This window comes from Corallococcus sp. CA053C, from assembly GCF_003611675.1.
Lineage (GTDB): Bacteria > Myxococcota > Myxococcia > Myxococcales > Myxococcaceae > Corallococcus.
On sequence record NZ_RAWA01000283.1, the window covers coordinates 1 to 13006 of the forward strand.

Genomic DNA, 13006 nt, shown 5'->3' on the forward strand with positions numbered 1-13006 from the left:
CGGCGTGCGCTTCGCTCGCGGCGACCCCGCCCGCGAGCGTCCAGTAGGCGAGCGCGGCCGCCCACCCCAGCCAGGTTCTGCGACGTCCCATGGCCCGGCACTATGCAGGACGTCGCGCCGGACCACGAGGGGGCGGCGGGTCAGCCCTTCACGACACCGTCGTAGACGCCGTAGCCCCCGGGAATGAAGAAGTCCTTCCCGGGCGCCAGCCCGAAGGCGTTCATCACCGTCGCCGCGATGTCCTGCGAGCGCGGCGCGCGCCTCACCCGCGCCCCGTCCTCCTCCACCAGGTCCACCGGCGTCCCCATGGGCGAGCCGTTCATCGTCTCGTCGTACCCGCCGAGCATCTGGTTGCCCTGGATGCCGCCGCCCACCAGCAGGGCGCACGTCGCCGGGTGGTGGTCGCTGCCCTGCTTGGGGAACGTCCGCCCGAAGTCGCTGTAGACATACACGAGCGTCTCATCCAGCAGCGACCGGGCCGGGTCGGACTTGCTGGGCGTGAGGCTCATCTCCAGACACATCCGGCCCACCATCTCCAGCGCGATGCGCAGGTGGTTGGCGTGCTGCTGGGGGCCCGTCGAGCTGTGGGTGTCGAAGGAGAAGTTGGAGATGCTCGTCACCCGCATGTTCACCGACGACACCAGGTCGGACTTCAACAGCCGCAGCGCGAAGTCATAGGAGCCCATCGACGCGCCCTGGCCGCACACATCCGCGACGCCGATGCAGGCCGCCCAGTCCACCGGGTAGCTCGGGTTGCTCTTGAGGTACTCCCACGACGGCGTGTTGCCGAGCACGGAGAGGATGTCGCGGCGGATCGTCCGGCTCTCGCCCTTGTAGGTCTCATACAGCTGCTCCATCAGCGCGTCGGTGCCGCTCGAGGACAGGCCCCGTTCGGCGCGCAGGGCCTTGAGGAGCGCGGCGTCCACCGCCGTGGCCGGCACCGTGCCCGTCAGGGGCGTGCCATCGAAGGCGAGCTCCGGCACGTCGGTGCGCGTGCGCAGGCCCTTCCAGGCGCTGTCGCGCTTGTCGGACAGCGTCGGCTCCACCGACGCCGCGGAGCGCAGCACCGTCGGGTTCGCCAGCGCGGGCAGCCCGAGCGCCGTCGGCAGCGTGCCGCCCAGGCTGACGTTGGGGATGGGCCGGTCGGGGAAGCGGTTCGCCATCGCGTTGGCGATGACGGCCTGCACCGCCGGGGCCCGGAAGCTCGAGCCCGCCACGCCGCACATGCTCGCGACGATGCCGCTCGCGTGCGCGGCCGTGTTCTGATCCGCCCCCACCAGCAGCGAGGCCTTCTCGTAGAGCTTGTACGTGGGGTCCGCCCACGCATATCCCCAGGGCCGGTAGACCTGCTGGTTGCTCACGACCGGGTTCGTGCCCGTCCTGTCGGCCGGGTTCGCCCAGTTCCAGTAGATGGGCCCGCGAAGCTTGCGTGCCGGCCCCGGCGCATCCAGGTCCACCGGAGAGCGGTCGAAGTTCTCCACCTGGTCCGGCAGATAGCCCCAGGGGATGTAGCCGCCCTGGGCCGTCGGGATGTACTTCGTGATGCCCGCGCGCGACAGCGGGGCGAAGAAGGACTCCCAATGGAGGCCGCCATCCAGCCAGATGGCCAGCATCTTGGTGGGGCGTCCCGGGACGGTCGCGGCCGAGGCCGTGGACAGTCCGTAGCGCGCCATGAGTCCCATTTGGGTGGCCCCGAGGGCCAGCCCGAACAGCCTGCGACGAGAGAGCTTCATGGTTGCCCCTTCAGTAGAAGATCCAATGCGGGTGACGGATGAAGTACGAGCACGCGCCTACGTAGGCGGGCTCGGTGTCCGTCGGGGTCGAGAGCGGCACGAAGACGTCCGCGTAGAGCGCGTCCACCTGCGCGTCGGAGAAGCGCTCCCCCAGGAAGTGCAGCGACCAGCGGCGCAGCGTGGCCTTCACGTCCGTGGGGTCGGCGGTGCGCTTCGTGCCCGCGGGGAAGAGCGCCACGTTGCCCGTCTTGGCCAGCGCCAGGCGGCACCACCGCTGGGACACCTGCGTCAGCGTGAGCGCGAACGTGGGGGACGGGCTCCGGTCCGACGCGGTCTGGGTCATCACGGAGCCTCCGCCCAGCCCGTAGAAGCGCTCGGAGGTGGTGTTCTGTCGCGGGGCGGGCACGGCGTCCGGCGGCTGGAGCGGGTAGAGGTCGTCACCGCGGGACTCCGCCATGGGGATGCCGAACTCGTGCGCGACGATGAAGAAGTCCTCATGGACAAGGCCCAGCTGCTGGTACAGCGCCCGTTGCGCCTGGGTCGCGTTCAATCGGGTGATGCGCGGCGCGGCGGGGTCGGGCCGCGCGTCGCGCTGCTGCGTGGTGAGCCCCTGCACCCACGCGCGGACCTCCGCCACGGGCAGCGTCGCCGTGCCCTCGGAGACGAGCTGCGCGTAGGACTTCTCACCGATGGGCATCTGCTTGAACGCGGTGCTGCCCCGGCCTTCCAGCAGGCGGACGAGCTCGCTGTCGTCGGGGCTGCCCGCCTTCACCAGCCGGGCGTCGGAGACCAGGAGGCTCTGGAACGCGTCCGCGGAGGCGAAGTAGCCGCGCGCGCCCTGCGCGTGGCAGCCCTCGCAGTGCGGCTTGAGGCCTTCCATGATGCGCAGGGTTTCAGCGCTGGCCGGCGTGCCGCAGGCGGGCTGGTCCTGCACACGGGTGTGGGACTCGGACGAAGTGCCTTCCCTGCCGCACGCGAGCGCAACGGGGAGCACGAGCAGGAGGAGTGAGAGGTGCTTCATGTCAGCGCCCCCGCCGGAACAGGTTGGACTGGGTGAGTGATTTGACGAACGGGCGGACCTTGCGGCCTCCCGCGAGGAAGCGCGCCACCTGTTCGTCCAGGTAGCCCGCCTCGCGTGCCGGGTCGATGTCGCGGCCCATCACCTGCGCATGCAGGTGCCGCACGACGCAGCGATCAAAGGCCCCCGCCGCGACGATGAGCTTCGCGAAGCCGAGCGGCCCCACGGTCCCGTCTCCCTGCTGTCCGAGCAGCGTCTGCTCCGGCGGGAGGAAGTCGAGGAAGATGGCCTCGGGGTTCGACTGCGCCTGGGCCTCGGTGACGGGCGTGAGCTTCGTGTCGGGCGCGTACCACCGGTTCCAGTGGCTGAACGGATCGCCGCCGTAGGGGTACGCCCCCGTGCGCCACCGCTCCGGCCAGTGCCACGCCGTGCCCACGCCCGGCATCAGGTACTTCGCGCCATAGCCCTCGAACGCCGAGCCCTGCTTCGCGAAGCGCTTGAAGTGGATGGCCGCGGGGTCGAGCCGGCTGTGGCAGTGCTGGCAGGGCCCCTCGGTGCCAGGGTCGCGGCGGTACTCGTTGAACTTCTGGCCCAGGGGCGGGGAGAGGACCTCGCACGCCAGCGTCTCCAGCGCCCGGGCGCCGCGCACGCGCTCACGGGGGTAGCCCGTGAGGAAGCCCATGCTGGTGAGCATGCCCGCGGCGGGGATGCCCCGCGAAGCGCCGGCCTGGGTGCGCGGGTCGTAGCGGTAGTCGCGCTCGGCGAGGAGGAAGGGATTGCGCGTGGGGACCTGGTATTCGCGCCACGCGAGCGGATCATCCGGTGCGTGGTTGGGGTCCACCGCCGCGCCGGAGAAGCGCGACGGCCGCCACCAGGAGTCATCGTCGAGCAGGCCCGCCGCGCCACCCGCGAGCCCCTGCATCACGTACGCGGCCTGGAGGTTGGTGGGCGCGACGGAGTAGGTGCCGAGGATGAGGTCCGTCACCGGCCGGTCGTGCCACGCGAGGTGGGCGAAGAGGCGCGCGGGCTCCTCGGAGACCATCCGCCGCTGGCCCGTCTCGCTGTAGTGCAGGAAGTTCTCGAAGCCGACGTACTGCTGGAAGTCGGCGTGGCAGCGCACGGCGTTCGGGCCACAGCCGCAGGTGCCTTCCGGACCGGCCGCCGCGCAGGTGACGGGCACGGGGGTGCCGTTGACGCTGACGGTGCCCATGGTTGCCGTATTGGCCGCGACGCCCACCAGCGTCGCCGTCGTCCCGGGGGCCCACCACGGCTCCAGCGCGGTCTCCTCCACGGGGGTGCCATCCGTCTTCACGCCGTCACAGGCGAGGTCGTCTCCGCGGAAGAACTTCCAGGCGCCGGCCTTCGCCTTGCCGGCCGCGCATCGCATGAGGGCCCGCTGCTGCTGCACCCCGTACTCCGGAGCGTCGGCGGTGAGCGGGGTGAGCGGGATGTTGAACCAGTCGCGCGCCTGCTCGAACATCGTCCGGTAGAAGATGGGCTGCCCGAGCGTCTGGTCGACGAAGGCGTCCACGAAGGCCCGCTGCGCGGCGTCGTCGCCCGCGGCTTCGAGCGCGGTGAACTCCTCATCGCTGGGAGGCGTGCCCCTGAGCGCGAGCGATGCCCGCCGCAGCAGCCGGCTGGGGGCGAGCATGTCGTTCTTCTCGCCCGCGTCGGGGTCACCCGACGGAGTGGGCTCCACACAGCCGGCGTCCGGAGAGCCCGAAGGATCCACGGGCGAGTCCGGCGTCCCGCCCACCACGCCGGTACAGCCCGTCCACACGATGAGTGCGAGGGCACACCAGACGGAGCGTGGCAGGAGTGCGGGCCCGCGATGAGGAGAGGGGCGCTCTGGGGGCGCGCCAGGAGCGGTCGAGATGCGCGGGATCATCCGAGGCCCCAAGGCAATGCATGTGCCACGGCGCTCAGCGACGGGGGTGTACGGCCTCTCCCTCAGGACGTGCGCGCGCCGGAGCGGGCGCCGTCAGTGATGGCGATGGATCCACCCCCCATACTGTGGGGAGCAGGCCCCCCTGCGGCAGGGCTTCAGCCCTCGCCGCTCTGGGGCGTCGGGTGCGCGCCCGCGCGAGGAGGCTGCCCATGGGCGCTGCTCGGCGCCGCCGCCGGTGCCTTCCCCCGGCGCCGTCGCCGCCGCCGCTTCGCCGGATCACCGCCGGCCTGTCCCCCGAGCGCCCGCAGCACCCGCGCGCGGACGCTGCTCTCCAACTGCAGCTCCTGCATCAGCGTGTGCACCTGGCGGGCCCCCTGCGGGTGGCGCAGCGCCTCGCTGATCCGTTCGACGAGGTCGATGCGCAGCGCCACGGTCCCGAGCACCTCATAGCCAAAGGCTCGCGCGTTCCCGCCGCCGGGCCCCGACACATCCAGCACGGGCTCCTGTGGAACACCCTTGGGGGCCGGACGCTGGTGGAACAGCGCCGTCAGCATGCAGCGCCGCGCCAGTGCCTGGGGTGAGAGCGCTTCGGCGACGTAGACGAAGCGCTGACCCTCGCGGACGCCCACCGCCTTCAAGCGCTCCCGTGCCTCCGCGTCCAGCAGGCCCCACTGTTCGCGCGCCTCGCCCACGGAGATGATCCCCAGCCCTTCGGCCAGACGGTAGGCGAGTCCCCGCATCGCCGCGGAGCGACCCGCGCCGGTGAGGGACTCGGCGGGAAAGCCTCCCATGGCCTCGGTGACGAGGTCGCGAGCGAGCGCCACCAGTCGGCGCTCCAGCTGCCGCCGCGCGCCTCCCGTCCAGACCTCCGCCTCCGCGAGCGCGATCTGCGGCGAGCGCCGGTCCTTCCCGCGCACCAGCCGGGCCAGGGGCTGACCTTCGAAGGAGATGCTCCCGGACGCGTCCACCTCGAAGGTCTCGTGCGTCGCGTCCACGACCCGCTGGACGAACTGCTCCTCCGTCATCAGGCCGCCGTCCGCGCCGGACGACTCGCCCAGCAGTTGCCCCAGCTTGGCGAAGGGGCTGTCGGAGGCGGAGGCAGTGGTGGTGGTGGTGGCCCGCACGAAGCGGCGCGCGCTCCTCCGCGCGGCCCGTTGGACGAAGCGCTCCACGAGCCGCTCATGCAGGGCATCACCCAGCGCATCCTCGATGTGGCGGGTGCGCTCCTGCCATTGCTCGGCGTCGTGCAGCCAGCTGGAGCGGTGGCTGATGTACGTCCAGATGCGGATGGCGGCCAGCCGGTCCATCAGCGTGTGGATGTCTCCGGAGACGTCATCCAACGGGGACACCTGCCGCGACAGCCAGTCCTGCTCCAGCTTCCCGTCGCCCGCGGTGAGCTGGAGGAACGTCTCCCGCAGCAGCGAGACGTGCAGCCCGAAGAGGCCCTTGCGGAAGTCCGGGATCTGGCAGACCTGCCACAGCAGCTCCACCCTGGCGCGGTCGGTGGCGATCTCCCGGATGGCGGGCACGAGCGCGAGCTTGCTGAGCGCATCGTAGTCATCCGCGCGCTCCACGCGGACGAAGGCGTTGTGGCGCGGTGCCGTGGACAGCGACTCCAGCAGCGAGTCCGGGCTGGAGAAGTCGAGCGAGGGGTTGCGCCAGATGAGGCTGCGGACCGCGGGGAACCGGTGCTGCTCGATGGAGGAGACGACGCGCGGCGACAGCTCCGGCAGCGTGTTGAGGGTGCCGAAGCTGCCGTCGTTGAGGTGGCGTCCCGCGCGGCCGGCGATCTGCGCCAGCTCATCGGAGAAGAGGTCCCGCTGCTCCGCGCCGTCGAACTTGGAGAGCCCCGCGAAGGCGACGTGGTTGAGGTCCAGGTTCAGCCCCATGCCGATGGCGTCGGTGGCGACGAGGTACTGGACCTCGCCGGATTGATACATCGCCACCTGGGCATTGCGCGTCCGGGGGGAGAGCGCGCCCAGCACCACCGCCACGCCGCCCCGGAGGCGGCGCAGCGTCTCCGCGAGCTCGTAGACGCGGTCCGCGGAGAACGCGACCACGGCCGAGCGCGGAGGGAGACTCTTCAGGGAGCGGTGCCCGGAGTAGCGAAGCTGGGACAGGCGCGTGGCGCGCTTCACCGAGGCGTGCGGGATGAGCGCGTGGACCATGGGGCGCATCGTGTCCGCGCCCAGGAACCACGTCTCCTTGCGGCCCCGCGCGTGGAGCAATCGGTCGGTGAAGACGTGGCCGCGCTCGCGGTGGGCGGCGAGCTGGATCTCATCCACCGCGAGGAAGTCGACGGGCTTGTCCGTCGGCATCGCCTCCACGGTGCAGATCCAGTAGTCGGGGCGGGGAGGGATGCGCTTCTCCTCGCCCGTCATCAGGGCGACCCGGCCTTCACCCACCCGGGCGGTCACCCGGTCGTAGACCTCACGGGCAAGCAGGCGCAGGGGCAGGCCCATCATGCCCGTGTCGTGCTCCAGCATGCGCTCGATGGCGCGGTAGGTCTTCCCCGTGTTCGTAGGCCCCAGCTCCGCCACGACGACGGACGACCGGCTGGATGGGCTGGAGTTCATGGCCGCAGTTTAACCCCGGGCATGCCCCTCCGCCCGGCCCGGAGCGCGCCGGAATACGCGGGCCTACGCCGGCTGGAGGAAGCGGCCGTCCACCAGATGGTCGATGACCTCGCGCGCGGACTCCGGGTCGAGCCGTGCCTTCGACCCCAGCTGCGTCACCGCGCTGGCCACGGTCGTGGGGCGCTCGAAGGCGGCCAGGGCGGACAGGAGGATGGCGCCGTCCTCGCCCTGCACGAGCGTGGGATCGGAGAACCTGCGCGGGCTGACGGACGGGGTGCAGGGCAGGGTGATGCCATCCACCGAGCGCACGACGGTCACCGGCTCCTGCGCCCACTTCGCGGGCGCGCGGTGGCTCCCCAGCCAGTCCCCCAGCGAGAACTGCTGCGTCCAGGGGGCGGTGTTCTTCAGCCGCGTGCGGCCCTGGATGTCGAGGCGCTTCCTCGCGTCGCGGTGCTCCCACGCCATCGCATCCACCTGATCGGAGGTGCGCTGCACGGCGGCCTCCAGCTCCGCGTCGCGGAAGCGGATCATCGGTACGGACACGTCACCGGGCTTGCGCCGCTCGAAGTAGTCGAGGAACTCCGTGAACGTCTTCGCTTCGGTGATCATGTCGAACCGCGCGGGATGCTCGGTGACGAGCGCGCCGGGTTGCGATTCGAGCCGCTGGTAGCCCACCACGCAGTCCAGGGAGATGACGCGCTCCACCAGCCGCAGCTCCTCCGCGAGCGTGGCCTTGCTTGCGAACGGAAGGCCCCCGATGCCAGACACCTCGATGTCCAGGTTCGGGTGGCGGCGGCAGGCGTCGATGATCTCCAGCAGCTCCGAGTCCTTCGCGCACGGCTTGAGCAGCCCGCGCCCCATCTGCTCCAGGCGCTGCTGTTCGGAGAAACAGCCGATGTCGAGCACCATGTAGACGCGCTTGAACGTCCGGGCCAGCGCGTCGATGAGCCCCAGCCGTGGCACGCCCCAGAGGAAGTACGTGCAGCAGTGGTTCGACAGGTCCACCCCCGCCCAGGTGCCGCTCAGGAACTCCGCCGTGCTGCCCGCGAAGTCGTAGCGCATCTGCCAGGTGTTGCCGGCGATCTCCTGGTGGTCCCGGCGCACGCTCTCCTCGGAGCGCAGGAATGGCTTCGCGCGCCCGAACGCCGCCTTCTGGTTGCCGCGCGCGCCGCCGCAGTAGAGGCAGTTCTCACCGCACCCCTTACCGGGCGCGACCCAGCCGGAGAACGAGTGCAGGTCCATCTGGCTCAGGAACAGCTCGTTGAAGTGCGAGTAGTAGATGTCCTCGGTGTTCTTGGCGCCCTGCACGTACGCCAGGGGCAGCCTCCGGGGGCGTCCGTCCGGATCCCGCGTCACGCAGTTGGGCGGGGAGGGGTCGCCCTGGCACAGGGCCAGCAGCGGCAGCTCGCCGTCGCCCAGCACGATGTGGTCGATGCAGTCGAAGGCGTTCAGCTCCCGCCACCAGTACGACGCGGAGTTGCCACCGACGACGATGCGGATGGACGGATCGATCTTCCGCACGGTGCGCGCGATGAGCAGCGCGCGGTCCACGTGGTGGAACCACTTGAGGCTGATGCCGACCAGCTTCGGACGCACGCGGGCGACGAGGCGCTCGAACGAGCGCGTCACCTCGGCGTTCGTCTCATCGCCGTCGTACAGCCGCACGAAGGCCTCGATGCCGCCGCGCCGCAGGTAGCTGGCGAGGTACAGGATGCCGCAGGTGGCCTCGCCCGATCCGGCGCCGACAAGGAGGACTGGCGACAGGTCACGACCGCTGCGCATGGGACGGGCACTCCGGGCTTTGCAAGACGGCGTCAGGGTAGACCATCAGGGATGGCTGCCGGAGCGGAATCGTGGGCGCCACACCGCGTGGGCATCCCTGCGGCTGGAGGGAAGCCTGCACGCCCGGAGGGCAGGGGTTGTGACACGATGCGGGCCCCTGGACCCGGACGGGAGCGCGCGATGCGATGTGGGACGACGACGTGCGTGGCGTTGTTCACGCTGCTGCTGAGCGGTGCGGCCTTCGCGGCGGAGGAGGAGATCTGGTCGCCGTATGACCAGTTCTCCGCGCCCAATGAGGACTGCGACCTCATGGCCATCGTGCCCACGCCGAAGAAGTCCTGGCTCGTGGGGCACACCTGCAACCAGCTGAACGGCGAGCCCGTGGGGAGCCTCGTGGTCATCGACCCCCTGGGGAAGCGCGACAAGGCGCCGGCCTCCCTGGCGCTCGAAGCCGCGTCGGACCGGGACCGGATGAAGGAGCTCGTGCAGCTGCTCGCCGTGCCGTCCGGGGGCTACATCGCGACGTATCACTCCCGCGACGAGAACGCGCCCCGGGGCGAGAGTGGCCCCGCGAGCGTGGCCCATGTGCTCGTGCGCCACACGGCGTCGGGGGCCCGGGCCGAGGCCTTCAACACCAGGGTCCGGCAGGCCCTCCTCAAGACCGTCGGTCCCACGTCGTTCATCATCACCGCGGACGTGGATGCGCAGTCGCGGCTCATCGTCGCGGCCTCGACGCCGGATGAGACCTACCGGAAGGAAGTGCCGCTGTGGCTGCTGCGCTTCACCCCGGAGGGCACTGTCGAGCGCACCCTGCGCTTCGATGGAGTCCTGAAGGGGCTCGACCTGGGCTGGTACGTGCTGAAGCAGGTCCGTGTGCGCGCCGACGGCGGCCTCTTCCTCAGCGGCCGGTTCCTGGTGGAGGACGGCGGGGGCGAGATTCCGGTGCTCGCGCTGGACTCGCGCTGGAAGCCTGACACGCGCTTCAACACGCCGCTGATCTCCTGGCTGAATCAGGACTCGGAGGGCCTTGAACTGAGCCTCATCGCTCCCCGGCCGGATGGCTCGGTCGTCGGCGTCGGCGAGCTCTCCGGCGGAGCGGTGACCGCGCACGTCGTGCGGCTGACGCCCCAGGGGCGGCTGGATCGTTTGTTCAAGCCTTTCCGACAGGAGGGGCAATATCCGCAGGGACGTTTCATGAACGTGCCGGAGCTGGGGCGGGGGCCGGACGGGGGGCTCGTCCTGGCGCAGAACTTCATCCCCGCGTTCGAACCGCCGAAGGGGCCCTGGCTCGCTCCGGGCCTGGTGCGCTTGAAGGAGGATGGGACGGTGGATGCCCGGTTCCAGTCGGGGCTCGGCGCGGGGCTGCGCTACCGCAAGGCGGCGGTGGGCGCGAAGGAGGATTCGGATGCGTCCGGCTTCCTCCGGCTGGTGGCGGCGATGCCGGATGGCTCGGTGGTGGTGAATGGCCACTTCGACGAGTTCGCGGGGAGGAAGGTGACGCCGCCGATCCGGCTCGCGGCCGATGGCTCCCTGGTGGAGGGCTTCCAGGCGCGCTTCGAGACGGTCCTTCCGAAGAAGCCGCAGGCCCCGAACGCGAAGACGAGCGCGTTCTTCCAGGCGGATGGAAAGCCGCACTACATCGCGTGCACCCGACCGGGGGGCGGCACGGAGACGTACCTCTACTGGCTCCAGGGCGACATCTGGGGGCACGAGCCGTCGTGCGCGGTCCACCTCGCCGGGGACGCCGCCTCGCCCGCGGGGGCCTGGCAGCACTGCGATGCGCGGGTCCGCAAGGCCCAGGCGCAGGGCGCCACGTGTGCCGAGACGAAGCACAATCCGCTGGACCTGCGCCGTCGCTGACAGCGTCTGTCATTGTACGTCGCGCGCACGCGTGCCTAATCCTTTGGCCGGGTGGAGATTAACGGGCGGGCCTCCGCTGTTGCGCCGGGTATGCGGGGGCACACGAGAAGCCAAGGGTTGAAGCTGAAGCAGGCGGACAGCGCAGCGCTGGAGGCGCTGACGCACCGAGGACGCGAGTCGGTGCGAGTGTTGCGGCGAGCCCGGGTGCTGCAACTGCTAGCAGAGGGCTGGACGGTCGTGGGAGTGGCCGAGGCGGTGGGCGTCACTGAAACCACGGTGCGCACCGTCCGAAGACGCTACCGGGAGGAGGGACTCAGCGCAGCGCTCCATGAGAAGCCTCGGCCCGGGGCGGCGCGGCTTCTCACGGAGAAGCAGGCCAGCGAGGTGGTCGCCATGGTGTGTGCACTGCCGCCCGAGGGGCATGCCCGCTGGACGGTCCGCCTCATTACGCAGGAAGCGGTGCGCCGGGGCTTGGTTCCGGAGGTTGGGCGGGAAACCGTGCGCGAACTCCTCCTGCATCATGACTTGAAGCCGTGGCGGGAAAAAAATGTGGTGCGTGCCAAAGCTGGACGCCCAATACGCCGAGCGAATGGAAGACGTGCTGGAATTGTACCAGCGGCCCCTGTGTCCCACTGAACCCGTCGTGTGCTTCGATGAGCGGCCCGTGCAGTTGCTGGAGTGGGTACGCCCAGCATCGCCCGCTTGCCCTGGGCGTGAGGCACGTCTGGACTACGCCTACTTCCGCTGTGGTACGGCCAATCTCTTCTGCGCGGTGGAGCCCAAGGCGGGGTGGCATTTCGTGAAGGCCACGCCGAATCGAAAGAGTCCGGCGTTTGCCGAAGCCCTCCAGGACATCGCCAAGAAGTTCCCGGAGGCGAACACCATCCACCTGGTGCTGGACAATCTCAGTACCCACAGCCGCCATGCGTTGGAGGTACGATACGGGGTGCGTGCAGGGCGTCGGCTCTGGCGTCGATTCACTCCGCACTACACACCCGTCCACGGCAGTTGGCTCAATCAGGCGGAGGTGGAGATTTCCCTGCTCTCCCGTCAGTGTTTGGGGAGGCGGCGCATCCCCACGCTCGACAAGCTCCGCTGCGAAACGCAGGCATGGCAGACGTGGGCCAACCGCCACCGGCTCCGGATTCGCTGGCGATTCACCGTGCCGAAGGCCCGAGCGAAGTTCCATTACCAACCCACAGACTTCACCCGGTCATAGGATTAGTGGGCAGAGCATTTTCGCGTCTGACGCCCGCTAATCTCTGCTTAGCAGGCGTCAGGAGAACGGAAAAAGGCGTGAGGTAGGCGACGACGCACAATGGCTGGCCGGGTGGGCGGTCGGCTCCAGGGTGGGATACGTATCCACCCGAGGAGGGTTGAGGAGGGGACAGCGCGTTCTGCTCGTTTTCCGGACTGTGCAGGCAGAAGCACTCCACCCAATGGTAAGGCTCGCTCCGTCACTCCCATCCCATTGAGGCAGAGAAGGACATGCCGACATTTCTTCGGAAGGCCCGCTTCGTCGCAGCCATGGTGTTGCTGGCAAGCACCGTCGTCATCCCCAGCGGTGGCCAGGCCCAGGAGGCGCGCAAGGTGCAGCCCTACCTGAACGAAGCCCTCCGCCTCTACAACGAGCTGGACTATGAGCAGGCGCTGGAGCAACTGGCGCAAGGGCGGAGCGTCTCGGAGGGAGCTGCTGATGACGTGAGCCTTTCCCTCTACGAGGGGTTGATTCTCGCGGAACTCGGAAGGACGGAGGCGTCCACCGCGGCCTTCACCGCAGCACTCACGCTTCACCCCGAGGCGGCCCTGCCTGTTCTCGTATCGCCCAAGGTGCAGCAGCGTCTCGAGGAGGTGCGGCAACAGGTGAAGCAGCAGCACGCACAAACAGCCTCTCCTCCAGAGAAGGCGCCACCTTCGCGTGTCGCTGTCGAGCCGCCTTTACCGACTGTCGCGAACATCGGAAGCCCCGCGAGGGAGGCGCGGGCGACGTCCTCCCGTCGCGTGTGGGTACCCACCGCCATCGGGGGAGGGTTGCTGGCGGGCGGTGGAATTGCGTACCTGCTGGCACGTGGAGAGCTGTCCAAGCTGAAGGGCAGCGGCAGCGACTTCGGCACGCCCGAGGACGTCAAGAGCACCTCGTCGCGAGGGC

At 70.0% G+C, this 13006-nt stretch carries 9 protein-coding genes; 4 read left to right on the forward strand and 5 right to left on the reverse strand.

Features of this window, described 5'->3' with window-relative positions; genetic code table 11:
• Positions 1-140: 140 nt before the first annotated feature.
• From D7V97_RS29610 to D7V97_RS29630, 5 genes are all read right to left on the reverse strand, one after another.
• Positions 141-1733, reverse strand: coding sequence for a DUF1501 domain-containing protein (locus D7V97_RS29610; protein WP_120613991.1), 1593 nt, complete (start codon positions 1731-1733; stop codon positions 141-143).
• A 10-nt stretch (positions 1734-1743) separates the two neighbouring features.
• The gene (locus D7V97_RS29615) at positions 1744-2754 is read right to left on the reverse strand and encodes a hypothetical protein (RefSeq protein ID WP_120613992.1); all 1011 of its coding nucleotides are present in this window, start codon (positions 2752-2754) and stop codon (positions 1744-1746) included.
• 1 nt (position 2755) lies between these two features.
• The gene (locus D7V97_RS29620; protein WP_199728983.1) at positions 2756-4531 is read right to left on the reverse strand and encodes a hypothetical protein; all 1776 of its coding nucleotides are present in this window, start codon (positions 4529-4531) and stop codon (positions 2756-2758) included.
• A gap of 263 nt (positions 4532-4794) precedes the next feature.
• A complete protein-coding gene (locus D7V97_RS29625; RefSeq protein ID WP_120613993.1) occupies positions 4795-7215 on the reverse strand; it encodes a helicase-related protein in 2421 nt (806 codons plus the stop codon).
• Positions 7216-7278: 63 nt separating this feature from the next.
• Positions 7279-8997 (reverse strand): radical SAM protein, encoded by a 1719-nt coding sequence (locus D7V97_RS29630; RefSeq protein ID WP_120613994.1) that lies wholly within the window; start codon positions 8995-8997, stop codon positions 7279-7281.
• A gap of 180 nt (positions 8998-9177) precedes the next feature.
• Here D7V97_RS29630 and D7V97_RS29635 point away from each other — a divergent pair, with 180 nt between their 5' ends.
• From D7V97_RS29635 to D7V97_RS29650, 4 genes are all read left to right on the forward strand, one after another.
• Positions 9178-10857 carry a hypothetical protein gene (locus tag D7V97_RS29635; RefSeq protein ID WP_147445025.1) on the forward strand — a complete coding sequence of 560 codons (1680 nt, stop codon included), beginning with the start codon at positions 9178-9180 and terminating at the stop codon, positions 10855-10857.
• A 90-nt stretch (positions 10858-10947) separates the two neighbouring features.
• Positions 10948-11493, forward strand: a complete 546-nt coding sequence (locus tag D7V97_RS46815) for a helix-turn-helix domain-containing protein (RefSeq protein WP_120613996.1) — start codon at positions 10948-10950, stop codon at positions 11491-11493.
• Positions 11414-12076 (forward strand): IS630 family transposase, encoded by a 663-nt coding sequence (locus D7V97_RS29645; RefSeq protein WP_233583306.1) that lies wholly within the window; start codon positions 11414-11416, stop codon positions 12074-12076. Before D7V97_RS46815 ends, D7V97_RS29645 begins: the two co-directional genes overlap by 80 nt.
• 269 nt (positions 12077-12345) lie before the next feature.
• Positions 12346-13006 (forward strand): tetratricopeptide repeat protein (locus D7V97_RS29650; protein ID WP_147445026.1); only part of this gene is annotated, 661 nt, incomplete at its 3' end.

Excerpts from the sequence above, each read along its gene's own strand:
- D7V97_RS29610 (WP_120613991.1), bottom strand. The coding sequence starts at position 1,733 with ATGAAGCTCTCTCGTCGCAGGCTGTTCGGGCTGGCCCTCGGGGCCACC.
- D7V97_RS29615 (WP_120613992.1), bottom strand. The coding sequence starts at position 2,754 with ATGAAGCACCTCTCACTCCTCCTGCTCGTGCTCCCCGTTGCGCTCGCG.
- D7V97_RS29625 (WP_120613993.1), bottom strand. The coding sequence starts at position 7,215 with ATGAACTCCAGCCCATCCAGCCGGTCGTCCGTCGTCGTGGCGGAGCTG.
- D7V97_RS29630 (WP_120613994.1), bottom strand. The coding sequence starts at position 8,997 with ATGCGCAGCGGTCGTGACCTGTCGCCAGTCCTCCTTGTCGGCGCCGGA.
- D7V97_RS29635 (WP_147445025.1), top strand. The coding sequence starts at position 9,178 with ATGCGATGTGGGACGACGACGTGCGTGGCGTTGTTCACGCTGCTGCTG.
- D7V97_RS46815 (WP_120613996.1), top strand. The coding sequence starts at position 10,948 with ATGCGGGGGCACACGAGAAGCCAAGGGTTGAAGCTGAAGCAGGCGGAC.